General features: G+C 51.9%; 21 protein-coding genes. 18 read left to right on the forward strand and 3 right to left on the reverse strand.

What is annotated here, in order from left to right:
- The 11 genes from ABDW13_RS20005 to ABDW13_RS20055 form a co-directional block, all read left to right on the forward strand.
- On the forward strand, window positions 1–1,380 hold a 1,380-nt coding region (locus ABDW13_RS20005; protein ID WP_343554289.1), incomplete at its 5' end, for a flagellin.
- 158 nt (window positions 1,381–1,538) lie between these two features.
- A complete protein-coding gene (gene fliB / locus ABDW13_RS20010) occupies window positions 1,539–2,741 on the forward strand; it encodes a flagellin lysine-N-methylase (protein ID WP_343554290.1) in 1,203 nt (400 codons plus the stop codon).
- Between the two features lie 290 nt (window positions 2,742–3,031).
- Window positions 3,032–4,003, forward strand: coding sequence for an HNH endonuclease signature motif containing protein (locus ABDW13_RS20015; RefSeq protein WP_343554291.1), 972 nt, complete (start codon window positions 3,032–3,034; stop codon window positions 4,001–4,003).
- A 140-nt stretch (window positions 4,004–4,143) separates the two neighbouring features.
- Window positions 4,144–4,866, forward strand: coding sequence for an RNA polymerase sigma factor FliA (locus tag ABDW13_RS20020; RefSeq protein WP_343554292.1), 723 nt, complete (start codon window positions 4,144–4,146; stop codon window positions 4,864–4,866).
- A gap of 51 nt (window positions 4,867–4,917) precedes the next feature.
- Complete coding sequence (gene fliZ / locus ABDW13_RS20025) at window positions 4,918–5,421, forward strand: flagella biosynthesis regulatory protein FliZ (protein WP_343554293.1); 504 nt, start codon at window positions 4,918–4,920, stop codon at window positions 5,419–5,421.
- 127 nt (window positions 5,422–5,548) lie between these two features.
- Window positions 5,549–6,535 (forward strand): D-cysteine desulfhydrase, encoded by a 987-nt coding sequence (locus ABDW13_RS20030; RefSeq protein ID WP_343554294.1) that lies wholly within the window; start codon window positions 5,549–5,551, stop codon window positions 6,533–6,535.
- A 105-nt stretch (window positions 6,536–6,640) separates the two neighbouring features.
- On the forward strand, window positions 6,641–7,441 hold the full coding sequence (tcyJ, locus tag ABDW13_RS20035) for a cystine ABC transporter substrate-binding protein (RefSeq protein WP_343554295.1): 801 nt from the start codon (window positions 6,641–6,643) through the stop codon (window positions 7,439–7,441).
- Window positions 7,441–8,109, forward strand: coding sequence for a cystine ABC transporter permease (gene tcyL / locus ABDW13_RS20040; protein WP_224931622.1), 669 nt, complete (start codon window positions 7,441–7,443; stop codon window positions 8,107–8,109). Before tcyJ ends, tcyL begins: the two co-directional genes overlap by 1 nt.
- A complete protein-coding gene (gene tcyN, locus ABDW13_RS20045) occupies window positions 8,106–8,858 on the forward strand; it encodes an L-cystine ABC transporter ATP-binding protein TcyN (protein WP_343554296.1) in 753 nt (250 codons plus the stop codon). Before tcyL ends, tcyN begins: the two co-directional genes overlap by 4 nt.
- Before the next feature lie 236 nt (window positions 8,859–9,094).
- Window positions 9,095–10,183, forward strand: coding sequence for an acyltransferase family protein (locus ABDW13_RS20050; protein ID WP_343554297.1), 1,089 nt, complete (start codon window positions 9,095–9,097; stop codon window positions 10,181–10,183).
- A 467-nt stretch (window positions 10,184–10,650) separates the two neighbouring features.
- Window positions 10,651–11,733 carry an acyltransferase family protein gene (locus ABDW13_RS20055; RefSeq protein WP_343554298.1) on the forward strand — a complete coding sequence of 361 codons (1,083 nt, stop codon included), beginning with the start codon at window positions 10,651–10,653 and terminating at the stop codon, window positions 11,731–11,733.
- A gap of 30 nt (window positions 11,734–11,763) precedes the next feature.
- Here the strand turns inward: ABDW13_RS20055 and putA are convergent, their stop codons facing one another.
- Entirely contained in the window at window positions 11,764–15,708 is a 3,945-nt protein-coding gene (putA, locus tag ABDW13_RS20060; RefSeq protein ID WP_343554299.1) for a trifunctional transcriptional regulator/proline dehydrogenase/L-glutamate gamma-semialdehyde dehydrogenase, read from the reverse strand.
- A 435-nt stretch (window positions 15,709–16,143) separates the two neighbouring features.
- Between putA and putP the strand changes: the two genes are divergently transcribed.
- The 6 genes from putP to phoH all read left to right on the forward strand — a co-directional run bounded on the left by putP (window position 16,144) and on the right by phoH (window position 22,596).
- Window positions 16,144–17,628, forward strand: a complete 1,485-nt coding sequence (gene putP, locus ABDW13_RS20065; RefSeq protein WP_343554300.1) for a sodium/proline symporter PutP — start codon at window positions 16,144–16,146, stop codon at window positions 17,626–17,628.
- Between the two features lie 315 nt (window positions 17,629–17,943).
- Entirely contained in the window at window positions 17,944–18,777 is an 834-nt protein-coding gene (gene efeU, locus ABDW13_RS20070) for an iron uptake transporter permease EfeU (protein ID WP_343554301.1), read from the forward strand.
- Window positions 18,778–18,830: 53 nt separating this feature from the next.
- Complete coding sequence (gene efeO, locus ABDW13_RS20075; RefSeq protein ID WP_343554302.1) at window positions 18,831–19,949, forward strand: iron uptake system protein EfeO; 1,119 nt, start codon at window positions 18,831–18,833, stop codon at window positions 19,947–19,949.
- Window positions 19,950–19,951: 2 nt separating this feature from the next.
- Window positions 19,952–21,232, forward strand: coding sequence for an iron uptake transporter deferrochelatase/peroxidase subunit (gene efeB / locus ABDW13_RS20080; protein ID WP_343554303.1), 1,281 nt, complete (start codon window positions 19,952–19,954; stop codon window positions 21,230–21,232).
- A gap of 298 nt (window positions 21,233–21,530) precedes the next feature.
- Complete coding sequence (locus ABDW13_RS20085; protein ID WP_343554304.1) at window positions 21,531–21,743, forward strand: hypothetical protein; 213 nt, start codon at window positions 21,531–21,533, stop codon at window positions 21,741–21,743.
- Between the two features lie 64 nt (window positions 21,744–21,807).
- On the forward strand, window positions 21,808–22,596 hold the full coding sequence (gene phoH / locus ABDW13_RS20090) for a phosphate starvation-inducible protein PhoH (protein WP_343554305.1): 789 nt from the start codon (window positions 21,808–21,810) through the stop codon (window positions 22,594–22,596).
- Between the two features lie 56 nt (window positions 22,597–22,652).
- On the opposite strand, the gene ABDW13_RS20095 is transcribed toward phoH, so the two are convergent.
- Complete coding sequence (locus tag ABDW13_RS20095) at window positions 22,653–23,903, reverse strand: NupC/NupG family nucleoside CNT transporter (RefSeq protein WP_343554306.1); 1,251 nt, start codon at window positions 23,901–23,903, stop codon at window positions 22,653–22,655.
- Between the two features lie 111 nt (window positions 23,904–24,014).
- On the reverse strand, window positions 24,015–24,947 hold the full coding sequence (gene rihB / locus ABDW13_RS20100) for a ribosylpyrimidine nucleosidase (RefSeq protein ID WP_343554307.1): 933 nt from the start codon (window positions 24,945–24,947) through the stop codon (window positions 24,015–24,017).
- A gap of 133 nt (window positions 24,948–25,080) precedes the next feature.
- Here rihB and yeiL point away from each other — a divergent pair, with 133 nt between their 5' ends.
- A complete protein-coding gene (yeiL, locus tag ABDW13_RS20105; RefSeq protein WP_343554308.1) occupies window positions 25,081–25,770 on the forward strand; it encodes a transcriptional regulator YeiL in 690 nt (229 codons plus the stop codon).
- Window positions 25,771–25,776 lie beyond the last annotated feature (6 nt).

Here is a 25,776-nt window from a genome sequence, read left to right on the forward strand (position 1 = left end):
ACTCAGTTCAACGGCGTGAACGTACTGTCTAAAGACGGCTCCCTGAAAATTCAGGTTGGCGCGAACGATGGCCAGACCATCTCTATCGACCTGAAGAAGATTGACTCTTCTACTCTGGGTCTGAACGGCTTCAACGTAAACGGCACCGGCACTGTTGCTAACAAAGCGGCTACCGTTTCTAACCTGACTGCTGCTGGCGCAACCGAAACTGCTACCGGTTCTGGCCTGTACAACCTGACTACTGACAACGCAGCAGTAACTGCTGCAGACGCCTTCGCTAAACTGAAAACTGGCGACACTGTTGCTGTAGTCACCGCTGACGGCTCGGCAAACGCAACTTACACTTACGATTCAGCGAAAGGTAACTTCTCTTACGCTGCAACTGTGACCAATGCGAACGTAAAAGCGTTTGCGGATAAACTGGTTCCATCTTCAGGCACCGTTACAGGTACTTACACTGCTAAAGGCGGTACAGACGACAACGTGAGCTTTGAAGTTGACTCCAACGGCAAACTGACCATTGGCGGTCAGGCTGCTTACCTTGATGCTTCAGGTAACCTGACAACCAACAATGCAGGTGGTGGTACTCAAACTGATCTGTCCACTGTGATGAAAGCATCTGCTGATGCAGCTGGTTACTCTTCAACAGTAAGCCTTGGTGGTACTGACTACAACTTCGCAGCTGGTGCTGGTGGTAGCATGACTTACACCGCAACCATCTCTAAAGATGAAGTCCAAGCGAAGGTAGCTGCAGCAGACACAGCAGCAGCTGGAGCAAACGTTAAGAGTGCAGCAATCAGTTATCAGTCAGGTGTTATGACTGGCACCGTAAACTTCGCTGGTACTGGTACTGGTGTTGGTAAATCAAGCGACACCTATCAGAACGGAACTGGTGATTTTACTGATGTGAAGCAGTTCACTACTCAGTATAAAGTTGACCAAGATACCGGCGCAGTTACAGTTAACGCTAATCTGCTGGGTGATGGTACTGGCGGTACTGATAACACTAATGCTAACCCGTTCGCTAAAACTGTTGGTTCAACAGCATACGTTACTGCTGACGGCAAAATCACCACTGAAGGCACTGCTGCTGGTTCAGCAACATCTGATCCACTGGCCGCTCTGGACTCAGCTATCAGCAGCATCGATAAGTTCCGTTCAAGCCTGGGTGCGATTCAGAACCGTCTGGATTCAGCGGTAACTAACCTTAACAACACCACCACTAACCTGTCAGAAGCACAGTCTCGTATTCAGGATGCTGACTACGCAACTGAAGTTTCAAACATGTCTAAAGCACAGATCATCCAGCAGGCGGGTAACTCAGTGTTGGCTAAAGCTAACCAGGTTCCACAGCAGGTTCTGTCTCTGCTGCAGGGCTAATCGCCTTAAACTCCTTGCTTATCAAACCCCGCTTCGGCGGGGTTTTTTTTATGCCCAGGAAAGCAGAGTGAATTTAGGTCTATTATCAGGATTGCACGGGAGATTAACTGTTAACCTGTTTAAATCATCGCATTGCGACATTTCAAGCGGGTAACTAGATGAAAAACATATCAATTATTGAACCGGTGTTTTTTAAAAACTTCCAGTGTACTGGTAGCGCTTGCCGTGACCACTGCTGTAAAGGTTGGGACATCACACTGGATAAACCAACCATAAAGCGTTATTTGAAAACAAGTGAAATTGAAATACGAAATATTGCAACCGAAAATATCGTGACCACTAAAACCAGTTTCAATAACTGGGGGAAAATGAAATTTTCAGATAGTGGTCATTGTGCTTTTTTGGACGAAGAACGTCTGTGTAAAATACATAAAGTGTTGGGTGCTGGTGCACTAAGTCATACATGTGCTAACTATCCGCGGGTGATGCGCCAGTCAAAGTATGAAATTCGCCAAAACCTGACATTGTCATGTCCTGAGGCAGCAAAGCAACTCTTACTAAATAAGAATTCGATGTTGCTGGATCAAAAATCAGTGTTGCATGCGCAATCACTAGACTTACCGGATATCGATCAAGAATCACGCCTAATTAACATCATGTGCAGCAATATAATGCTGAGCAGTGGCGTTAATGCAGAAGAGGGCTTTTATGGCATTGCCTTGCTGTTCCTCTATATTGAAAAAAATAAAGAGGCAGAAAATAACTATGAGCAGCTGGAAGCGTATTACAGCGATATCATTGCTTCGATTCAAAATGGACAAATTAAAAATAACATCAATGAATTAAAGCCTGATTATCAATTGCAGTGGGCGTTATTGCTGCGCGTACAAGTATATCTGGCAGGAAAACAAGGCGTACGCGGCTGGTCAACGCTGCATCACTACGCTAACAAATTGATTTTTATCCAAAGCAATGGTGCTGAGATCGAGGACGTTGCTGCTTCGATGCAACGTTTAGACGCTGCATGGCAAAACCGTATGCTGCCTTGGTTAGCGGAACGTCCACATATTCTGAGCAACTATATCCAGTACCGCATGTATAACGATGAGTTCCCAGCGAAGAAAGAGATTAGCAATATGGCAAATCTTTATCTGCTGGTTTCAGAATGGTTCTTGCTCAAAGCGTTGCTTTCGGCTTGTGCTGATTTGGTCGAAAATATCGAAGAAGAAGATATCGTCAATATTATTTACAGCTATCACGCGGTGACTAAACACGATCAGCATTCCGATAAAGCCTTCCTCGCTGAGATCGAAAAATCTAAAGTAAATGATGATTTGTCGTTGATCTATTTGTTAAAATAATTGCCTTACCCGCCAGCGGGAAATTAAATCGGTCACCATAAATGGCGACCCTACAACACCGCTGGCCGCATACTGCTTTTCGTAGGGTCGCCATTTATGGTGACCGCTACACACCGCGTTTCCCGCTGCACAAACTCAAATATCCCCGCAAATAAAAAGCCAATTTCCGCCAACACCTTACTTCCAGAGAAAAGTAACCGCCTTGTTACAGTCCCCGCCAGATTTGCCGATAACTCCCAACAGAATCATTTCAATTTTTTAGCCACATTTTTTCCGTTTCTGGGGTGTCTATGCGCTTCAATTATGACTTGTTACCGGGTGAGCTACTGACCTTCGAAGAGATTGCCCTGCGCTACACGCAGCAGCATCCTGATGAAAAGGAACTCACCGCGCGCGGGTTGCTGAGCCCGTCGACCAGTTTTCGCAATTTAGTGATTCGCGCGCTGTTTGCGCAGGAGGAGATCAACAGTCCGATCGAGGATCTGCTGTTTGTCTCGGACGATAACGAGCGCAAAAACTACCTGCGCCGTTTTGAACACTATTTAAAGAACCAGCAGGCGTTTCTTTATTTCCGTCGCGACGATGAGGCACGTAAAGAAGGGCGCTGGAAAGTGGTGGGGGAAACCCAGGTGTTCGCCATGCTCGATCCTAACTCGGCGACGGCACAAAACCTGCTGAACAGCCGCGGCTTCAAACTGGTGTTGATGCGCCAAACGGAAGAGGAGGAGTATTGGCAACTGTTTGATGCCAACGCGCATCCATGTTTCCCGCTGTCGCGCAAAATCCAGTTTCTGGTGGTGCTCAGCACGCCGCAACACAAGGTGCCGAGCGGTGTGATGCCCGGCACGGAAGTGGGGCGGCGAGTGAAAGCTAAAGTATTACAGCGCGCCAGCCAGGCTGAGTTCACCACGGCGGTGAAAGCGCGTTACGGTGCCTGCATCATCACCGGCACGCGCCTTACCGAGCGCCACAGCTGGCCGTGGGTGGAAGCCTGCTATATCGACACCCAGGAAAATGAAGAAGGCTTTCTGGCGGATAACAGTGCGGATAACGGATTGTTCCTGCGCAGTGACCTGCAACGGCTGTTTATCAACAAAATGATAAGCATCAACGGCGAAACCGGCGAGGTGCTGTTTAATCCCGCGCTGGAAACTGAAGCATTCATTACGCCTTTTTATCAGGCACTTGAGGGCAAAGTTTGCGCATTGTGGGATGCCGTGCCGCCTGGTACGCGGCAGCGACTGCGTGACCTGCGCGGTTGAACCCAAGGTTGGCGGTGCATTCCACCGCCAACCATAACAAATTTGAAATAACCTCGCTTTTGCCCGCCTATTCCGCCAATCAAAACCCCTACAGAATTGGATAATCATGCCGATAACTTTATTAACGCAGGGTAGTCAACGTGAACGATCTCTATACCGCCGATGGCGTGATGGATAAACATTCGCTCTGGCAGCGCTACGTTCCTCTGGTGCGACACGAAGCGTTGCGCTTGCAGGTACGTTTGCCGGCCAGCGTTGAGCTTGACGATCTGCTGCAGGCCGGTGGCATTGGCTTATTAAATGCCGTGGAGCGCTACGATGCGCTACAGGGCACCGCCTTTACCACCTACGCCGTGCAGCGTATCCGGGGAGCAATGCTGGATGAGCTGCGCAGTCGCGACTGGGCGCCACGCAGCGTGCGCAGAAATGCGCGCGAGGTAGCAGGTGCTATGCATCAGGTAGAACAAGCGTTGGGGCGCTCGGCTACCGAGCAGGAAGTGGCTGAACAGCTGAATGTTTCGCTGGAAGAGTATCGGCAGATTTTGCTCGATACCAATAACAGCCAACTTTTCTCCTACGACGAGTATCGGGAAGAGCACGGCGACAGTGCGGAGCTGGTGACGGAAGGGCATGAAGAGGCCAACCCGCTTCATCAGTTAATGGAAGGAAACCTACGTGACCGCGTGATTGAAGCGATTGAGGCGTTGCCTGAACGTGAAAAACTCGTGCTCACACTGTACTACCAGGAAGAACTGAACCTGAAGGAGATTGGCGCGGTGCTGGAAGTGGGTGAATCCCGCGTCAGTCAACTGCACAGTCAGGCGATTAAACGCCTGCGTGCCCGATTATCGGGGGCGCGCTGACAGACTCAGTTCCTGGCGATCGAAAAAAACAATAAAACCGGGGACTCAGCAATGGGAGCCAAAGTTAAAGCCAGACCTTTAAGTCGCTATCTTAAAGACTATAAACACAGCCAAAGCAACTGTTCACACTGCGGCAAAGTTTTAGACCGTATGGCGTTAGTATTCCGCGGACAGATCATCAATAAAGAGGCCATCGCACGCATGGACCAAATGATTGACGATCAAGTGTGGATGAAGCTCCAGCCAGAATTGACCGCGTTGTGTCGGTTCTGTAGCGATATTTTTTGCAATACCCATCCGAATTACTTCGACATTATGGCGTTTAAACAGTATCTGTTTGAGCAGACCGAAATGAGTCATAGCACCATTCGTGAGTATGTGGTGCGCTTGCGTCGACTGGATGACATGCTGAAGGCGAAAAACTTCCCGGCAGATCGTTTGCGGGGCAATAGCTGGCATGAATGTCTGGAGAATGATTTGCCTGATGCGGGCAACAACAATTACCGCATCGCACTGCGCAAATATGACCAGTTTTTAGGCTGGCAGCAAAGCTGATTGGGATTCCGCCCTTGTTGTTGTCGAGCATGGCAACAACAAGGGCCGCGCACATGGATTTCTGGGTGCGACTTTTCTCAACTTCTGCAACACTGTATGGATAATTGCATATTGCCTGGAGGCTGCATTGTCCCTACATCTTCTGCACCAATTCCCGCGTCTGGAATTGCTCGGTGCGCCTACGCCGCTGGAACATTTACCGCGGCTGTCTGATTATCTCGGTCGCGACATCTTTATTAAGCGCGATGACTTCACGCCGGTGGCACTTGGCGGCAATAAACTGCGTAAACTCGAATTTCTGGCGGCTGATGCGCTGCGCGAAGGCGCGGATGTCTTGCTGACTGCCGGTGCGATTCAATCCAACCATGTGCGCCAAACCGCTGCCGTCGCCGCGCGTCTCGGCTTAAAATGCGTGGCGCTGCTGGAAAATCCGATTGGCACCACTTCAGAAAATTACCTCACCAACGGCAACCGCTTACTGCTCGACTTGATGGACGTTGAAATCGTCATGGTCGAGGCGCTTAACGATCCCAACGCGCAACTGGCTCAACAGGCCGAACATCTTGAAGCGCAGGGTTTCCGTCCGTACATTGTGCCGGTCGGCGGTTCGAACGCGCTGGGCGCGCTCGGTTACGTAGAATGTGCGCAGGAAATCGCTCACCAAAGTGAAGGCGTGGTGGATTTCGCTGGCGTAGTAGTCGCCTCCGGTAGCGCCGGTACGCATGCTGGACTGGCGATTGGTCTGGAGCAGTTGCTGCCCAACACCGAACTGGTTGGCGTGACGGTTTCGCGTAAAGTCGCAGCACAATTGCCGGTGGTGGAACGCATTCGCAGCGCGTTAGCTGAGCAGCTGGAAGTGCAGGCTAAAGCACCGATCACCTTGTGGGATGACTATTTCGCGCCGCGTTACGGCGAACCCAATGATGAAGGCATGGCAGCGGTGAAACTGCTGGCGCGCCTTGAAGGCATCATGCTCGATCCGGTGTATACCGGCAAAGCGATGGCCGGATTGATTGATGGCATCGCGCAAAACCGCTTCCGCCGTGAAGGGCCGCTGCTGTTTGTGCATACCGGCGGTTCACCGGCGTTATTTGCTTATCACCCTTCGGTCTGAGACAGCAGGTAAAAACGGTTTATAATCCGGCGGTTATTAACAAGAGGTCACCATGAATGGCGGCCCTACAACACACAACAACACATCACAAAAAATGGGGTAAACATGAATTTCTCTCCTATTCGTCGCCAAATGGTGATGGGCATGATGGCGGTCGCGCTGGTCGCGGGCGTCAACGTTAAAAGCTTCGCGGCAGAAGATCTGCTGGCGCAAGTGAAGAGCAAAGGCGAGCTGCGCGTCGGTCTGGAAGGCACCTATCCGCCGTTCAGCTTCCAGGACGAAAAAGGCAAGCTGACCGGTTTCGAAGTCGAGTTCGCGCAGGAGCTAGCGCAGCATCTGGGCGTGAAAGCCGATCTGCGTCCAACCAAATGGGATGGCATGCTGGCCTCGCTGGATTCTAAGCGCATCGATGTGGTGATCAATCAGGTAACCATTTCACCAGAGCGCCAGAAGAAGTATGACTTCTCTACGCCGTACACCATCTCTGGTGTGCAGGCGCTGACCATGAAGAAAAACGCTGGCAGCATCACTAAGCCAGAAGATCTGTCCGGCAAGAAAGTCGGTGTCGGTTTGGGTTCCAACTACGAACAGTGGCTGAAAGATAATGTGCCGAAAGCCGATGTGCGTACCTACGATGATGACCCAACCAAATATCAGGATCTGCGTTCAGGCCGTTTAGATGCCATTCTGGTGGACCGCCTGGCAGCATTGGATCTGGTGAAGAAAACCGGCGACACCATGGCAGTGGCTGGCCCAGCGTTCTCGCGTCTGGAATCAGGTGTTGCGGTGCGTAAAGGCAATGATGATTTGGTGAAAGCCATTGATGCGGCGATTGCCGATATGCAGAAAGACGGTTCACTGAGCAAACTTTCTGAGAAATGGTTCGGCGCGGACGTCACTAAATAATGCAGGAAAGCTTACAACTGGTGCTGGATTCAGCACCATTCTTACTCAAAGGCGCGCTGTTCACGCTACAGCTGAGTATCGGCGGGATGTTCTTCGGCCTGGTACTCGGCTTCGTGCTGGCGTTGATGCGCCTGTCGCATTTCTGGCCAATTAATTGGCTGGCGCGCATTTATGTGTCGATTTTCCGTGGCACGCCGCTGATCGCCCAACTGTTTATGATCTATTACGGTCTGCCGCAGTTTGGTATCGAGCTGGACCCGATTCCTTCCGCGATGATCGGTTTGTCGCTGAATACCGCCGCCTACGCCTCTGAATCACTGCGTGGCGCAATTGCCGCGATTGAACGTGGTCAGTGGGAAGCGGCAGCCAGTATCGGCATGACGCCGTGGCAAACGCTGCGCCGCGTTATTCTGCCACAGGCGGCGCGTACCGCCTTGCCACCGCTGGGTAACAGCTTTATCAGCCTGGTGAAAGATACTTCGCTGGCAGCCACCATTCAGGTGCCAGAGCTGTTCCGTCAGGCGCAGCTGATCACCTCACGTACGCTGGAAGTGTTCACCATGTATCTGGCGGCTTCGCTGATTTACTGGGTGATGGCGACAGTGCTGTCGGCGCTGCAAAATCGGCTGGAAGCGCATGTGAATCGTCAGGATCGGGAGGGCAAATGAGTGCAATTGAAGTCCGTCAGCTGGTGAAACAGTTTCACGGCCAGACGGTGCTGCACGGCATCGATCTCGACGTGGCGCCCGGCGAAGTGGTGGCGATAATTGGGCCAAGCGGCTCGGGCAAAACCACCTTGCTGCGCTGTATCAATCTGCTGGAAGTGCCGGAAAGCGGGCACATTAAAGTCGGTGATATCGCCATTGATGCGGCGTTGGGGCTCAACAAGCAGAAACAGCTGGTGCGCGAGTTACGCCAGCAAGTGGGCTTTGTGTTCCAGAACTTCAACTTGTTCCCACATCGTTCGGTGCTGGAGAACATCATTGAAGGGCCGGTGATCGTCAAAGGCGAGCCAAAGGATGAAGCGATTGCGCGTGCGCGCAGCTTGCTGGAGAAAGTCGGCTTGCACGGCAAGGAACAGAGTTTCCCGCGCCGTCTTTCTGGCGGCCAGCAGCAGCGTGTGGCAATTGCCCGTGCATTGGCGATGCGTCCGGAAGTTATTCTGTTTGATGAACCCACTTCGGCGCTCGACCCCGAACTGGTCGGCGAAGTGCTGAATACCATTCGCGCACTGGCTGAAGAGAAACGCACCATGGTGATTGTCACCCATGAAATGAGCTTTGCGCGCGACGTCGCGGATCGCGCCATTTTTATGGATCAGGGACGCATCGTGGAGCAGGGCGCGGCGAAAGAGTTGTTCAGCAATCCGCAGCAGGCACGTACCCGGCAATTTCTCGATAAGTTTCTTAATCAATAAATACCAGCGTCGTCAGCCATTGGCGACGCTTTTTTAATTTTCAATGGTGCTAACCCTCTCAGTTTTATCCTAAATTCATTTCTGACATTCAGTATAACTCAATGAAATTACTGACCAATTAATCAGTAAAATCCTACATGCAGTGATGATTTTCCTTATTAGGAAAGTCCCGATTGAGACATCTTTGTAAATATAAATAATTCTTTACAAATTCATGGCGCAATTAGGACAAAGCAATGACGACTGCCAGGAAAGAGGTCCTCTGGATCAACACGCTAAAAGGGGGCTGCATTTTGATGGTGGTATTGCACCACTCCATCATCACCACATTCGCCCCTTCGCTGCATCATCTCACCGCCGGTTTACTGCCTGCCCACTGGTGGGTGGCGTTCAATACCTATCTTTCGCCGCTGCGTATGCCCGCTTTCTTCTTTGTATCCGGTTTGCTCGCCGCCAGTTCGATCACCAAAAAAAGCTGGCAAGAGGTGTTCACCAAGAAGTTCAGCAACATCGTCTATCTCTATTTGCTGTGGGGCGTGATTCAGTGGATCAGCATTCACTACATCTCGACGCATCTCGGGGAGCGGCTCTCCAGCACCAAAAATGCCGCCTATGCCGATACGCCGTTTGAGTTCATCAAGCTGCTGATGACTTCAATGACCAGCCTTTGGTATCTGTACGCATTAGCCGGTTTCTTCCTGTTCACGAAACTGTTCCATCGCCAAAAGCTGGCGTTGATGGCGCTGGGTATCGTTGCCACCTACGCAGCGCAGTTCAGCCTGATTCCCGGTTGGGGCCCGGCGAGCGTGGCGCAGAATTATCTCTACTTCCTGATTGGCGTGTTCTTCAGCCAGGCGCTGATTGAGGTAAGTGAATTGAAGCGCCAGCATTGGTTGCTGCTCGGCGCGATTGCCCTGATTGGCATCCTGCATCACGTTGGCGGCATCTATAAAAATCCGTTTTACAGCTTGCTGACCATCGTGTTTGGTATCGTGCTGTGTCGTTTTCTTAACGAACGTTTCAACATGGCGTGGCTTAACTGGATTGGCCGCAACACGCTGCAAATCTACGTGCTGCACCGCATCTTTATTGAGCTGCTGGGATTGAGCGCCATCGCGCTGGCGCTGCATTACGGTTGGTTTGGTCATGCGGCCTTCAGTTGGGCGTGGGCGCTGCTGATGCCAGTAACCGGCGTCGCGCTCTGTACCAGCATTTCACTGCTGGTGTGGACCATGCTGAATCGCGGACCAGGCAGGATGCTGTTCCTCTATCCGCGCCTGCTGCGTAAATCTTCAGCCGAAACCAAACCGGCTCCTTTGCAATAATTTCGTTGGGCCAGTGCGCTGGCCCAAAATATATTTTTTGCCAGGTCACCATAAATGGCGATCCTATAACATGTATAACGGTAATATTTCCCCATTAACACATCCATAATTCCCCCGCTTATCCATTTGCCACATTTAATATTGGCATTGATATTTTTTGAATATTTATTGGTATAAGAATAGGGCGATTTTTCTTAATTTCCCACCGTGATGACTTTCACACTTAATTTAGTTAAGTCGCTTTTAGTGACTCTAATTAAGGCAAATTTCCTTAGCCTGCTCAGTAGTCTATTATTGTCTGGATCTGTAAAGTATTGTTATATCAGGGCCAGAAAAAAACATTTAGGACTTTCGCTACATCATGCCCGCCAGGCTTGTTGAATAATTGTTTAACTATTACAAATGCGTCAACGCTTATTTCCTCACCCTTCTCCTTAATGACCTACACAGCAGTGGGAGTTAATCATATGAATAACGCCAGGAAAGAAGATATTGCATGGGTCAACACCCTTAAGGGCGCCTGCATATTGCTGGTGGTGTTGTATCACACCGTATTACCCGGTTTTGAAGGCACGGTTAAATTGCTCACCGCCGGTTGGATCCCGGCGGAAATATGGGTGCAATTTAATACCGTATTATCGCCGCTGCGTATGCCAGCATTTTTCTTTGTTTCAGGCTTACTGGCAACGAACGGAATTTTGAATCGTCCGTGGAAGCAGGTGTTTACCAGCCGTATCACCAATCTGTTCTATCTGTATATTTTGTGGGGCTTTATTCAGTGGTGGTCGATTGTTGGCATCTCCACTGAAATCACCGGGCAGCGTATTTCGCAGAACCTTAATGCGGCGTATGCCGGTTCGCTGATTGAGTTCCTCAAGCTGACCTTCATGGCGATGAGCACCTCTTGGTATCTGTACGGTTTAGCGCTCTATTTCCTGTGTGCGAAAGTCTTTAAGAAACAGAAAGTGGCGTTGCTGGTGGTGGCGATTGTGCTGAACTATCTGGCAGTGGAGAAAATCATCCCGTATTGGGGACCGCAAAGCGTGGCACAGTATTTCCTGTTCTTCCTGCTGGGCGCATTCTGGAGCCCGATGATGCTACGCATGAGCGAGTTGCGTCGCGATAACATTGTGCCGTGGGCAATCCTGGCGGCGATCTCCGGACTGCACGTGATCTTCGGCCTCGATAAAAGCCTGTTCTTGTGCATTCTGGCGGTGCTGTTCAGCGTGGCGGCGTGTCGCTGGCTGAACGAGCACTTCAAGATGAGCTATTTGAACTGGGTAGGGCGTAACACGCTGCAAATCTACGTCATTCACCGCATCTTTATTGAGTTCTTCGGCATGTCGGCGATTCTGTTCGCGCAGCGTCATCATTTGTTCGAACACGCGTGGTTCTCGATGCTGTGGGCTTGTTTCTATCCGTTGGCGATTGTCGGGATTTGTTCGCTGTGTTCGGTGGCGGTGTGGTCGGTGACCAACCGAGGATTGGGGCAATCGTTGTTTGTGTTCCCAACGTTGATTGGAATTAAGCGGAGTAAATCGGCGGCGTAAAAAAAGCGGCCCGTTTGGGCCGCTATTGCTTTACCCAATGGTCATCAAACTGGCATTACCGCCCGCTGCGGCGGTATTGACGCTCAATGAGCGCTCAATCAACAAACGCTCCAGCAGCAGATTGGTTTCGCCGCGCGCAAAGCCTTGCACCGAAACAATCGCGCCATCGCGGGCCGCCACCTGTTCGCACAGGCTGCGCAGTTGATCGGCATCCCCGTGATAAATCACCGCATCAAATTCGGCCGCCAGCGCATCTTTTACCAGCTTGATGTGCGCTTGCACCTCAGCCGGTAGCGCCGCACGCAGCGTACGATGTAGTTCATCATCTTGCCAAATCGCCTGGCTACCGACACTGGTGACTGCCGCCAGCTGTGTCAGTACGTCTTGCTGATTATCGGCGATGCACAGCACATGCTCGCGTGGCAGCAGCGTGAAGGTGTTACGTTCACCAGTTGGACCCGGCAGCAGACGTACCGTACCGGCTTGCGCCAGTTCGTCATAACGTTGGCACAGCGTCAGCAGCTCAGGTTTATCCTGCGCCCATTGCTGCAATGCCTGATGCGCACGCATCAATTCTGCTCGCACCGTGCTATCAACTGGGCGTTCAGCATCCTGGCGATCAAAGGTAATGCGCAGCGCGCCATCTGGACGGTTCGCCAACAGGCGATACAGATACAGCGGACCACCGGCTTTCGGACCGGTTCCCGACAAGCCTTCGCCACCGAACGGTTGCACGCCAACCACCGCACCGACCATGTTGCGGTTAACGTACAGGTTGCCGACTTTCGCTGTCGCCGTGACCTGCGCGATGGTTTCATCAATACGCGTGTGCACGCCGAGCGTCAGGCCGTAACCCGACGCGTTAATCTGCTCGATCAACTGCGGCAACTGGTTACGCGAGAAACGCACCACGTGCAGCACCGGGCCAAACACTTCTTTATCCAGATCGCTGACCTGATCCAGCTCAATCAGTGTCGGCTTGATAAAGGTGCCGCTGTTCCACTCTTTGCTATCTTGTGGGTTCTCTTGCGCCGCCTGATAAACGTTGAAGCCTTTATTGCGCAGCGCCTGAATATGACGCTCGATGTTGGCTTTGGCTTCGGCATCAATCACCGGACCAATGTCGGTCGAGAGACGTTCTGGATTACCCATGCGGCATTCCGCCATCGCGCCACGCAGCATTTTCAGTGTGTGGTCGGCAACATCATCCTGCACACACAGCAAACGCAGCGCGGAACAGCGTTGACCGGCGCTATCAAACGCTGACGCCACGATATCCACCACCACTTGCTCGGTCAGCGCGGAGGAATCGACGATCATCGCGTTCATACCGCCGGTTTCCGCAATCAGCGGCGTCGGGCGGCCTTGCGGATCAAGACGACCGGCCAGATTGCGTTGCAGCAAGGTAGCGACGGCGGTTGAACCGGTGAACATCACGCCACGTACGCGCTCATCGCCGGTCAACTGCGCGCCGACGGTTTCACCTTGTCCCGGCAGCAATTGCAGCACGCCCGGCGGTACGCCTGCATCCAACATGATCTGTACCGCCTGTGCGGCGATCAGCGGAGTTTGTTCCGCAGGTTTGGCTAATACGCTGTTACCGGCTGCTAATGCGGCGGCAATTTGTCCGCTAAAGATCGCCAGCGGGAAGTTCCACGGGCTGATGCACACCACGGGGCCAAGCGGGCGATGAGTTTCGTTATCGAAATCGTCGCGCACCATGCCAGCGTAGTAATAGAGGAAATCTACCGCTTCGCGCACTTCGGCGATGGCGTTGTTGTAGGTTTTACCCGCTTCACGCACCAGCAGGCCGATCAGCTGCTGCATCTGGCCTTCCATTGCCTCGGCAGCGCGTTCCAGAATCGCGGCGCGTTCTTGCGGCGGCGTGGCGAACCAGATTGGTCCAGCATTGACTGCCGCATCCAGCGCGTCTGAGACTTCTGCTTCCGTGGCTTCACGCACGCTGCCGACCACGTCAGCCGGTGCCGCAGGATTGAGCACGGGACGGCTGACGCCTGCGCCCAATTCACCTTCCACCAACGGTTGCGCGCTCCACGGCTGCGTGGCGCTGTTCAGCAAGGCGCTGGAGAGCGATGCCAGGCGATGTTCGTTGGCCATATCTAATCCGGCCGAGTTAGCGCGCTTGGCACCATACAGATCGCGCGGCAACGGAATTTTTGGATGCGGCAAACCTACCGCGCCTTCCGCTGCGCCCATTTTTTCCACGGCAGCCACCGGATCGGCCACCAACTCATCCAGTGGCAAACTGTTATCGGCGATGCGGTTAACGAATGAGGTATTCGCGCCGTTTTCCAGCAGGCGACGTACCAGATAAGCCAGCAAGGTTTCGTGGGTGCCGACCGGCGCATAAATACGGCATGGACGATTGAGTTTGCCATCCGCCACTTTACCTACCACTTGTTCGTACAGCGGTTCACCCATGCCGTGCAGGCACTGGAATTCATACTGGCCAGGATAATAGTTGTTGCCCGCCAGCTGATAGATCGCCGCCAGCGTGTGGGCATTGTGGGTGGCGAACTGCGGATAGATCAGGTTCGGCACCGCCAGCAATTTGCGCGCGCAGGCCAGATAGGAAATATCGGTGTAGACCTTGCGGGTATACACTGGATAGCCTTCGAGACCATCAATCTGTGCACGTTTGATTTCGCTATCCCAATACGCGCCTTTTACCAGACGAATCATCAGACGGCGGCGGCTGCGTTGCGCCAAATCGATCAGCGAATCAATCACAAACGGGCAGCGTTTTTGATAAGCCTGAATCACGAAACCAATGCCGTTCCAGCCTTCTAGCTCCGGTTCGAAGCACAGTTTTTCCAGCAGATCGAGCGACAACTCAAGGCGGTCAGCTTCTTCCGCATCGATGTTGATGCCGATGTCATAGGAACGCGCCAGCAGCGTCAAGGATTTGAGGATCGGATAGAGTTCGTCCATCACGCGTTCGTACTGCGCGCGGCTGTAACGCGGATGCAGCGCCGACAGCTTAATCGAAATGCCCGGACCTTCATAAATGCCGCGACCGTTCGAGGCTTTACCGATAGCATGAATCGCCTGCTGATACGACACCAGATAAGCTTTAGCATCGCTGGCGGTCAGTGCTGCTTCGCCGAGCATATCGTAGGAGTAGCGGAAGCCTTTCTCTTCCAGCTTGCGCGCATTCGCCAGCGCTTCGGCGATGGTCTCGCCGGTTACAAACTGTTCGCCCATCAAACGCATCGCCATATCCACACCTTTGCGGATTAGCGGTTCGCCGCTCTTGCCGATGATGCGATTCAGCGAACGCGACAGGTTGGCTTCGTTATGGGTGGAAACCAAACGACCGGTGAACAGCAAGCCCCAGGTGGCGGCATTAACGAACATCGACGGGCTGCGGCCCAGATGCGATTGCCAGTTGCCGTTGCTGATTTTGTCGCGGATCAGCGCATCGCGCGTGGGTTTATCCGGAATACGCAGCAGCGCTTCGGCCAGACACATCAGCGCAACACCTTCCTGCGAAGAGAGTGAGAACTCTTGCAGCAGACTTTGCACCATACCGGCGCGGCCGGTTGCCCCTTTTTGGTGACGCAACTTGTCGGCGAGGCTGTAAGCCAACTGATGGGTTTTTTCTGCCAGCGGAGCCGGTAAACGCGCTTGCTCCAGCAGCATCGGCACGGCGTCAGTCTCAGGACGGCGCCACGCGGCGGTGATCGCTGAACGGCTCACCGACTGCGGTAAAATGTGTTCGGCGAAGTCGAGGAAAGGCTGCAATGCCTCATCTGATACGCCTTCATCAGTGATCGCATCAATCAGCTGTTGCGGGAATTCAGGTACCGCTTCACCGGCTTCCAATTGCTCCAGATAGTTAAAAATCGCCTGCTTAATCAGCCAATGGGATGTGCGGTCAATTTTCTGTGCCGCCAGTTTAATGCGATCGCGGGTGGCTTCATCCAGCTTCACCCCCATGGTGGTGGTTCCCATGATTTCCTCCTCCTCAAAAAAGTGATTCAACTCCAGCGTGGGCAGCAATATCACCTATGTTGCAACTTTGTGCAACCGTGTTAAATGTGACTTGGGTTGCACGTTTTTAACCGCCTGGAATGTTAATAGCCGAAAAGCGGCATGAAACTTGCTGCAAGAAACTCGCCAATGTTGCAACCGGCGTCAACGAGACGATTCTTGCTTGCATTAAGGTGCAACCCAAAGTGTGAGCGTGTGCAACCTATTGGCACGTAAAGCGCGAAGTCAGGTGAAACCAATGTGACAGCTGTGTTAAATGCATTGTGCGCGCCGCACCTTTGCGGCAGGATACCGCGCCTTAAGGGAAATCGCTTTCTCTGGATGCGGTAAATAGGGCGGTCACGTTCCGACGGCCCGCGATTTCTCTTAACGGATCAAATAATAAGTGGAGAGAGTATGAGTATAAGTACACCGATGTTGGTGACCTTTGTGGTTTATATCCTTGGGATGGTGTTAATCGGTTTTATTGCCTACCGTTCAACCAAAAGTTTTGATGATTACATTCTTGGTGGCCGTAGTTTAGGCAGCGTGGTTACCGCATTATCTGCGGGCGCATCTGACATGAGTGGCTGGTTGTTAATGGGCTTGCCGGGTGCGATTTTTCTCTCAGGCATTTCCGAAAGTTGGATCGCCATCGGCCTGACGCTCGGCGCATGGCTGAACTGGAAAATCGTTGCCGGTCGTTTGCGCGTGCAAACTGAGCATCACGATAACGCCTTAACCCTGCCGGACTTCTTCTCCAGCCGTTTCGAGGATCACAGCAAGCTGTTACGCGTCATCTCGGCGGTGGTCATTCTGATCTTCTTCACTATCTACTGTGCTTCTGGCGTGGTCGCCGGTGCGCGTCTGTTTGAAAGCACCTTCGGCATGGATTACCAAACGGCGCTGTGGGCCGGAGCGGCCGCCACCATTCTCTATACGCTGGTGGGTGGATTCCTTGCGGTGAGCTGGACCGATACCGTGCAAGCCAGCCTGATGATCTTCGCGCTGATTCTGACGCCGATTATCGTGATTGTGGCGGTTGGCGGACTCGATGATTCGCTGGCAGTGATCGAAGCGAAAAGCCTCGAAAACCTCGACATGCTGAAAGGACTGAACTTTGTGGCGGTGATTTCGCTGCTCGGTTGGGGTCTGGGCTATTTCGGTCAGCCACACATTCTGGCGCGCTTTATGGCCGCGGATTCGCATCACACCATTCGTACCGCGCGTCGTATCGGTATGATCTGGATGATTCTGTGCCTGGCGGGTGCGGTTGCGGTGGGCTTCTTTGGTATCGCTTACTTCCAAAACCACCCGGAACACGCTGCCAACGTCAGCCAAAACGGCGAACGTGTGTTTATCGAACTGGCGCGTATTCTGTTCAACCCGTGGATTGCCGGTATCCTGCTGTCAGCAATTCTGGCAGCGGTGATGTCTACTCTGAGCTGCCAGCTGTTGGTGTGTTCCAGCGCCTTGACCGAAGACCTCTACAAAGGCTTGCTGCGTAAAAACGCTAGCCAGAAAGAGCTGGTGTGGGTGGGGCGCTTCATGGTGTTAGTGATTGCGCTGATCGCCATTGCGCTGGCGGCAAACCCGGAAAACCGCGTGCTGGGCTTAGTAAGCTATGCGTGGGCTGGTTTCGGTGCGGCGTTTGGTCCAGTGGTGCTGTTCGGTGTGTGCTGGAAGCGTATGACGCGCAACGGCGCGCTGGCGGGCATGGTGATTGGTGCAGCAACCGTGCTGCTGTGGAAATCCTACGGCTACACCGAGCTGTATGAAATCATTCCTGGCTTCGCCTTTGCCAGCATCGCGATTGTGGTGTTCAGCCTGTTGGGTCGCGCGCCATCTGAAGCAGCACAACAGCGCTTCGCGGCTGCAGAAGCCGAATATCACACGAAGTAATTTCCTGTCGTAACAATGGCCCGCGATTTTGTATCGCGGGCTTTTTTTTTGCCAGCCAGAGTCAAAGGATGCGCGATGAATCGCGCCGCTACAGTGGAGTGCGGTTGGTAGCAAATCGCACAAACCGTAGCGGCGCAATTTATTGCGCAATGTTGGGGCGGTGCGCACAGCAAAATGTGCACCCGTTTCCGCAAAAACCAAATTAATTTCCTGCCGCGACTTGTATTTTTTCTCCCCGTAATGATAATCAGTATCGTTCGCAGTTTACGTTTTTTTACCTAGGATTTACCCTCCTTAACAATCAAGAGGTTGGTGATGTTCGTACCGTTTCTCATCATGCTGCGTGAAGGTCTGGAAGCAGCACTCATCGTCAGCCTGATCGCTAGCTATCTCAAACGCACCCAGCGCACCCAATGGTTCCCAGCGATGTGGGCAGGCGTATTTATTGCTGCCGCACTCTGCCTGGCATTGGGCATCTTCATCAATGAAACCACCGGCGAGTTCCCGCAGAAGCAGCAGGAATTATTCGAAGGCATTGTCGCGGTGATCGCCGTGGTGATTCTGACCTCGATGGTGTTCTGGATGCGCAAGGTGTCGCGCAATATCAAAGCCACGCTGGAAAAATCGGTGGATCAGGCGCTGCAAAAGCAGGGCGGCAGCGGCTTCCCATTGGTACTGATGGTGTTTCTGGCGGTCGCGCGTGAAGGGCTGGAGTCGGTGTTCTTCCTGCTCGCCGCATTCACGCAGGACGTCGGCTATGCACCGCCCATCGGCGCCGTGCTCGGCCTCGCCACGTCGGTGGTGCTCGGCATGCTGCTTTACTACGGCGGCATTCGTCTCAACCTGGCCAACTTCTTCCGCTGGACCAGCTTGTTCATCTTGTTCGTTGCCGCCGGATTGGCTGCTGGCGCGATTCGCGCCTTCCACGAAGCAGGATTGTGGAATCACTTCCAGGATGTGGCGTTCGACATGAGCAATACGCTCTCGACGCATTCGGTGTTCGGCACGCTGCTGGAAGGGATTTTGGGTTATCAGGAAACGCCAAGCGTCAGCGAAGTCACGGTTTGGTTGATCTACCTGATTCCCGCACTGCTGCTGTTCTTCTTCCCGGCTCGCCCGCAGATCAACGCGGCACGCACCACGCGCTAAATTTAATCAGGCGCGATTGCGCGCCTGTTCTTCCATGTAACAGGGATATCACTATGACGATTCGCTTCCGCCGTAAGGCGCTGTTGGTTTCAATGCTGGCGCTTTCTGGTGCCGCTTCTGCTGCTGCCATCCCACAAGTCACGGTAACCGTGACTGACAAACAGTGTGAGCCGATGTCGCTAAATGTGCAGGCCGGCAAAACCCAATTCATCATCAAAAACAACAGCCAAAAAGCGCTGGAGTGGGAGATTTTGAAAGGGGTGATGGTGGTGGAAGAGCGTGAGAACATCGCGCCGGGCTTCAGCCAGAAACTGACCGCCAACCTGGAAGCGGGCGAATACGACATGACCTGCGGCTTGCTCAGCAATCCGAAAGGCAAGCTGGTGGTGAGCGGTGATGCGAAGAAAGCCGCGACCGGTAAACCCGATGTGCTGGAACTGGTCGGCCCGATCGCCGATTACAAAGTCTACGTGATGAATGAAGTCAAAGATCTGGTGGCGGGTACCAAAGCCTTTACCGATGCGGTGAAAGCTGGGGATGTTGAGAAGGCGAAAGCGCTATATGCACCAACGCGCGTGCATTACGAGCGCATCGAACCGATTGCCGAACTGTTCTCCGATTTGGATAGCAGCATTGATGCGCGTGAAGATGACTTCGAGAAGAAAAACGAAGATCCGAAATTCACTGGCTTCCACCGTCTGGAAAAAATTCTCTTCGCCGATAACACCACCAAAGGTGCGGAAGAATTTGCCACCAAGCTGAATCAGGACGTGCTGGACCTGCAAACCCGCATCAGTGAACTGGCGTTCCCACCGGTGAAAGTGGTGGGCGGCGCAGCTGGCCTGATTGAAGAAGTGGCATCGAGCAAAATCTCCGGCGAAGAAGACCGTTACAGCCGTACCGATCTTTCTGACTTCCAAGCCAACATTGATGGCGCCCAGAAAATCGTTGATCTGCTACGTCCGCTGCTGCAAAAAGGCAATCCGCAATTGCTGGCGAAAGTGGATGCTAACTTCAAGAAAGTGGACAGCATTCTCAGTAAATATCGCACCAAAGACGGCTTTGAGTCGTACGAAAAACTCACCACCGCCGACCGTAATGCGCTGAAAGGCCCAATTACCACGCTGGCGGAAGATCTCTCCCTGTTGCGTGGAACCTTAGGTCTCGATTGATCATGAGTGATAAAAATGACGCGGCGCAACCGTCGCGTCGTCGTTTATTGCAGGGATTAGGCTTGTTGGGCGGTGCGGCCGCCCTCGGCGGTGGCTGCCCGTTCCACACGGCTGCCGCTGCTGATAGCTTCTCTCCCGGCACGGTTGCACCCAATTCGCGCCAGCAGGCGCAACCTTTTTACGGCCCACATCAAGCCGGTATCGTCACACCGCAACAGGCGTCGATGATGCTGATTGCTTTTGATGTGCTCGCCAGTGACAAGGCCGATCTTGAGCGTCTGTTCCGTTTACTCACCCAGCGGTTTGCCTTTCTGACCAAAGGCGGCGCGGCTCCAGCGGTAACCAATCCGCAGTTGCCGCCGATGGATTCGGGCATTCTCGGTGCGGATATCTCACCCGATAATCTCACCATGACTTTGTCGGTGGGCGCCGCGTTGTTTGATGAACGCTTTGGCTTAAGTGCGCATAAACCGGCGCAGCTGCAAACCATGACGCGATTCCCCAACGATTCGCTGGATGCGGAGCAGTGCCACGGCGACCTGCTGCTGCAAATCTGCGCCAACACGCAAGATACGGTGATCCATGCGCTGCGTGACATTATCAAACACACGCCAGATTTGCTGGCGGTGCGTTGGCGACGCGACGGCTTTATTGCCGATCACGCAGCACGCAGCAACGGCAAAGAGACGCCAATCAATCTGCTCGGTTTCAAAGATGGCACCGCCAATCCCGATACCCATAACGCCGCATTGATGGATCAACTATTGTGGGTGACGCATGAGCAACAGGAACCAGCGTGGACGCACGGCGGCAGTTATCAGGCGGTGCGCATCATTCGTTTCCACGTGGAGATGTGGGATCGTACGCCGCTGGGTGAACAGCAAACCATTTTTGGTCGTGAGAAGTTATCGGGCGCGCCGCTCGGCATGCAAAACGAACATGATGTGCCGGATTACCGTAAAGATCCGGATGGCGATTTGATTGCGCTGGATGCGCATATTCGGCTCGCCAATCCACGTACGCCAGAAACCGACAGCAGTTTGATGCTGCGTCGCGGTTACAGCTATTCCAGCGGTATTACCGGCGCCGGTCAGTTGGATATGGGTTTATTGTTTGTTTGCTATCAGCATGATTTAGCCAAAGGCTTTCTTACTGTGCAGCAACGTCTGAATGGCGAAGCGCTGGAAGAATATATTCGCCCGATTGGTGGCGGATACTTTTTTGCGTTGCCAGGCGTAGCGGATGAAAACCATTATCTCGGCCAACCTTTACTGCAAGCCTGATTAATAAATGTACAGTGCCTGCTTAGCGTATCGTTAGGCAGGCGTTTTTTGTTAAGCATTCCTTAAACTTTCCGCTGGGCGCAGGCGATCACGAATGTTCCTAAAAAGTTCACTGACCGGCAAATTAACTATCTCATTGATAAATAAAGTTAGTTTAATTTAAGCTCGCTGGCGCAATGCTTCGCTTATCTTTTTTTCTTTACGTGGAAGTAAAATTACTGTTGCAAACCACCGCAAATATGATGCACTTTATTCATAAGCGTTGTCAGTTGTGTGGCTAAGCCACTGGAGTTCGCGCATGACCCGTCTCTCTTTGGGACAGTTAAATAGCTTCACCACACGCAGTACACTGCGGGGGATTTCTTCCCCTCAACGCAACCTCTCTGGAATTAAAACTTCGTTCTCGTTCAATCTCATTCTCTTTACCGGTGCGCTATTGCGTTTCGGCGCGATGACGCACCATTCTCACTGGCTCAAAAACGGCTTACAAGGAAGCCAAATAAACCTCTAAAGCGTTCAAGTCATCGCCGCGGGTGATCCGCCGCGATAAATGAAACCAACTGTAAGGTGCCACTATGGGAAGACAGAAAGCAGTGATCAAAGCACGTCGTGAAGCAAGACGCGTTATTCGTAGCGACTCTCGCAGTCACCGTCAGCGTGAAGAAGAATCGGTCACTTCGCTGGTGCAAATGGGTGGGTTGGATTCGATTGGGATGGCACGCGATGCGCGTGACCGCGGTCCGATTGAAGCCAGAAATGAAGCTCAGGCACACTATCTCAACGCCATAGAAACGAAACAGCTGATTTTCGCCACCGGTGAAGCCGGTTGCGGAAAAACCTGGATTAGCGCAGCCAAAGCGGCTGAGGCCCTGATCAATAAGGATATCGAAAGGATTATTGTGACGCGCCCGGTTTTGCAGGCGGATGAAGATCTCGGTTTCCTGCCAGGAGACATCTCCGAGAAATTCGCCCCGTATTTCCGACCGGTTTACGACGTTCTGGTTAAACGTCTCGGCGCTTCCTTTATGCAATACTGCCTGCGGCCTGAAATTGCCAAGGTAGAGATCGCGCCCTTCGCCTACATGCGTGGACGTACCTTTGAAAATGCTGTGGTGATCCTTGATGAGGCACAAAACGTCACCGCGGCACAGATGAAGATGTTCCTGACGCGTTTGGGTGAGAATGTGACCGTGATTGTTAACGGCGATATCACCCAGTGTGACTTACCGTCGCACGCCAAGTCTGGTCTGGCCGATGCGCTCGCGCGCTTCGAAGAGGATGAGATGATTGGTGTTGTGCGCTTCGGTAAAGAGGATTGCGTCCGCTCAGCGCTGTGTCAACGCACGCTGCACGCTTACAGTTAACCGTTTGATTGAGAATGTAGCTAAGCAAAACCCGGCGCAAGCCGGGTTTTTTATTTTTAAGCAATTGCGATAAACAAGCCCGCAATGGTGGCACTCATCAGATTAGAGAGGGTAGCCGCTGCCAGCGCACGCATACCGAGTTGAGCAATTTCAGAGGTCCGTTGTGGCGCGATGGCAGAAAATGCACCCACGACCACGCCAATCGAACCAAAGTTGGCAAAGCCACACAGCGCGAACGAAATAATCGCCACGGTTTTACTATCTAAACTGCCGGGCGTTTGCAAATAGGGGGAAAAATTCAGATACGCCACAAACTCGTTAATCGCGAGTTTTTGCCCTATCAGGCTGCCTGCTAGCGTAGCATCATGCCAATCGACACCCATCACCCATGCGAGTGGAGCCAGTGCATAGCCAAAAATCACTTGCAAGCTCGCATCACCAAAACCAAACAGACTGCCGATACCGCCCATAACTCCGTTGATCAAGGCAATCATGGCGACAAATGCCATTACAACAGTGCCGACCCCTGCGGCAATTTTTAGCCCGGTCATCGCCCCAGATGCTGCGGCTTCAATAATGCTTTTGGGCGGCGTTTCGCTAAAGGAGAGATTATCAAAAACAATCTGTGTCTCCTCGGTTGCAGGGCTAAGAATACGGGCAAAGAGAATTCCGCCTGGGATCGCCATTAACGAGGCTGCCAACAAATAATCAATCGGTACGCCCAACCCGGCATAGCCAATCATTGTGGAGCCAGCAATGGACGCCATCCCGCTACAAATCGCAGTAAATAACTCATTGCGATTGAGCCGATGAATAAATGGCTTAACGATGGCGGGGATCTCATTCTGACCCAGAAAAATAGTGGTGACGGCAACAAATGACTCAATCTTGCTAATGCCCAGTGCTTTTTGGAAAAGGGTGCCAAGAACACCAATCAGCAACTTCATAATCCCAATGTAATACAGCAAGCTGACTAATGCCGTGATGAAAATAATGGCGGGTAAGACATGAAAAGCAAAAACAAATCCGGCTCCGTTAAAGATTCTGTCCATATCAGGCCCGGCTAATGCACCAAAGATAAATGCGCTTCCTGCATCACTGTAGTTCATTATTTTATGGATGCCTAAGGCGACTTTTTCGGCTAGCCATTTCCCTGGCGGCAAGTAGAGTATTGCTCCACCAATAATCATTTGTAACAATAGTGCGGCGCTCACTGTTCTCAAACTTATATTTCGTTTATTTACTGATAATATAAAAGCAATTGTCAGTAATACCGCCACACCTAAAAAACTTCTCATTATATCCATAATGATCTTCTCGTTATATTACGTTTTGGTATGCCTGATAGCGATGAAGGCATGCAGTAAAGCTTTCGCTCTGCTGCATGCCCGGTTAATAGAGAGAGTTTATGAGAAAGATTATTTGTACATGTGTACACACTCTTCCACCAGATCCCAGAACCAATGGGTATCGATGGTGATGCCGACTTTTGTGTTGGCGGGTTTGCCCAATACACCTAATTCATCACATACCGTTCGGCCATAACAAGGTCCGGAATTAACATCGACTTCAACATACATATCCTGGGTTTTAATGCCTTCAGGATTGATAAGATATCCGATGCAGGTCGCATCATGCACCGGTCCTCCGGCTAAGCCATAATTTTCAAATTGGGTTTTGAGCGTAAAATTCATAATGTCACTGAAAAGTTGTCCGGCTGGGCCGCCGGCTTTTTCCATGCGGGCAATAACGTCTTTGGTACATACGGTCTGATTGGTTAAATCAAGTCCCATCATGACCAAAGGTGCGCCTGAGCTAAACACCACGCGGGCTGCTTCAGGATCGGCATAGATATTAAATTCGGCTGAAGGTGTGAAGTTTCCCGTGCCATAGGCGCCGCCCATCAGGACGATCTCCTTTATTTTTGGGATGATTGCCGGTTGCATGCGCATGGCGACGGCAATATTGGTTAATGGAGCGGTAGGCACCAGCGTGATATCTCCGTCGCTGGCCATCAACGTATCAATGATGTATTGAACCGCGTGGGTGCTCTCGGCTTGACGAGTTAATGGCCCAAAGACCGGGCCATCGAGTCCGGTTTCGCCATGAATATTGTCGGCGACAATCTGCTGGCGCATGATTGGCAACGGCATACCCGCATAGATGGGAACATCAATGTCTAAATGCTGACAAACATTCAAACCGTTCACTACGGTTTTTTCTAAAGTTTGATTACCCGCGACAATGGTTATTCCGAGTAAATTAATTGCCGGATGTTTAGCTGCCATCATAATTGCAATAGCATCATCATGACCCGGATCACAATCCAGAATAATTTTTCTTTGTGCCATTTCTCATTTCCTCTTTCAGGGGACGAATCACATTTGTTTTTTAAAAGTGTGATGACAGTGCTACGTCGACGCTTTAACCCTAACAGCGAAAATCGTAAGTTAAATATGAGAAATCTCATGCTGGGAAACGATTATGAAAGAAATCCACAATGAAATGCTGAAGCATAACTTAATAGAAAAATCAGATTATTCAGCGAAATTTTCTATTGATGTTATGCAAGAGACGCGACTGTTTCACGTCGTGGCGGGTGATTACATTGTGAAAGAGGGCGAGCCACCGACACATTTATTTTATTTGGCTCGCGGTCGGGCGAAACTCTATGCGACATTAGCAAACGGCAGGGTTTCGTTAATTGATTTCTTTAGCGCGAATTGTTTTATTGGCGAGCTAGAACTGATTGATAAAGATCATCAATCACGCGCGGTTCAGGCAATTGAAGAGTGCTGGTGTTTAGCTTTGCCGGTAAAATTGTTCCGTGCACAACTTTTAAATGATGCGCTGTTTTTACGTCATATTTGCATGAGCTTAACCCATAAAAATTATCGAAATATTGTCTCTTTAATTCGAAATCAATCCTTCTCATTGGTAAACCGCTTAGCGGCATTTATTTTGTTGACGCAAAATAACGATGTGTACCATGAAAAGCATACGCAGGTTGCGGAATATATGGGTGTGTCCTATCGCCACCTTTTATATGTGATTGCACAACTCACTCAGGAAGGTTTGTTATTAAAAGGGAAGTCTGGTTATGTTATCAACAATAAAAAAGCACTGATGGATTTGGCGCGTGAGATGGAACCCGAGAGCGTTATCCCGGTTTAACGGGCA

It is taken from the genome of Pantoea sp., from assembly GCF_039594315.1.
In the GTDB taxonomy this organism is placed as follows: Bacteria; Pseudomonadota; Gammaproteobacteria; order Enterobacterales; family Enterobacteriaceae; genus Pantoea.

Bases quoted from the DNA above. Each gene is read 5' to 3' on its own strand.
- fliB (WP_343554290.1), top strand. From the start codon at position 1,539: ATGAAAAACATATCAATTATTGAACCGGTGTTTTTTAAAAACTTCCAG.
- ABDW13_RS20015 (WP_343554291.1), top strand. From the start codon at position 3,032: ATGCGCTTCAATTATGACTTGTTACCGGGTGAGCTACTGACCTTCGAA.
- fliZ (WP_343554293.1), top strand. From the start codon at position 4,918: ATGGGAGCCAAAGTTAAAGCCAGACCTTTAAGTCGCTATCTTAAAGAC.
- tcyJ (WP_343554295.1), top strand. From the start codon at position 6,641: ATGAATTTCTCTCCTATTCGTCGCCAAATGGTGATGGGCATGATGGCG.
- tcyL (WP_224931622.1), top strand. From the start codon at position 7,441: ATGCAGGAAAGCTTACAACTGGTGCTGGATTCAGCACCATTCTTACTC.
- tcyN (WP_343554296.1), top strand. From the start codon at position 8,106: ATGAGTGCAATTGAAGTCCGTCAGCTGGTGAAACAGTTTCACGGCCAG.
- ABDW13_RS20050 (WP_343554297.1), top strand. From the start codon at position 9,095: ATGACGACTGCCAGGAAAGAGGTCCTCTGGATCAACACGCTAAAAGGG.
- ABDW13_RS20055 (WP_343554298.1), top strand. From the start codon at position 10,651: ATGAATAACGCCAGGAAAGAAGATATTGCATGGGTCAACACCCTTAAG.
- putA (WP_343554299.1), bottom strand. From the start codon at position 15,708: ATGGGAACCACCACCATGGGGGTGAAGCTGGATGAAGCCACCCGCGAT.
- putP (WP_343554300.1), top strand. From the start codon at position 16,144: ATGAGTATAAGTACACCGATGTTGGTGACCTTTGTGGTTTATATCCTT.
- efeU (WP_343554301.1), top strand. From the start codon at position 17,944: ATGTTCGTACCGTTTCTCATCATGCTGCGTGAAGGTCTGGAAGCAGCA.
- efeO (WP_343554302.1), top strand. From the start codon at position 18,831: ATGACGATTCGCTTCCGCCGTAAGGCGCTGTTGGTTTCAATGCTGGCG.
- efeB (WP_343554303.1), top strand. From the start codon at position 19,952: ATGAGTGATAAAAATGACGCGGCGCAACCGTCGCGTCGTCGTTTATTG.
- ABDW13_RS20085 (WP_343554304.1), top strand. From the start codon at position 21,531: ATGACCCGTCTCTCTTTGGGACAGTTAAATAGCTTCACCACACGCAGT.
- phoH (WP_343554305.1), top strand. From the start codon at position 21,808: ATGGGAAGACAGAAAGCAGTGATCAAAGCACGTCGTGAAGCAAGACGC.
- ABDW13_RS20095 (WP_343554306.1), bottom strand. From the start codon at position 23,903: ATGGATATAATGAGAAGTTTTTTAGGTGTGGCGGTATTACTGACAATT.
- rihB (WP_343554307.1), bottom strand. From the start codon at position 24,947: ATGGCACAAAGAAAAATTATTCTGGATTGTGATCCGGGTCATGATGAT.
- yeiL (WP_343554308.1), top strand. From the start codon at position 25,081: ATGAAAGAAATCCACAATGAAATGCTGAAGCATAACTTAATAGAAAAA.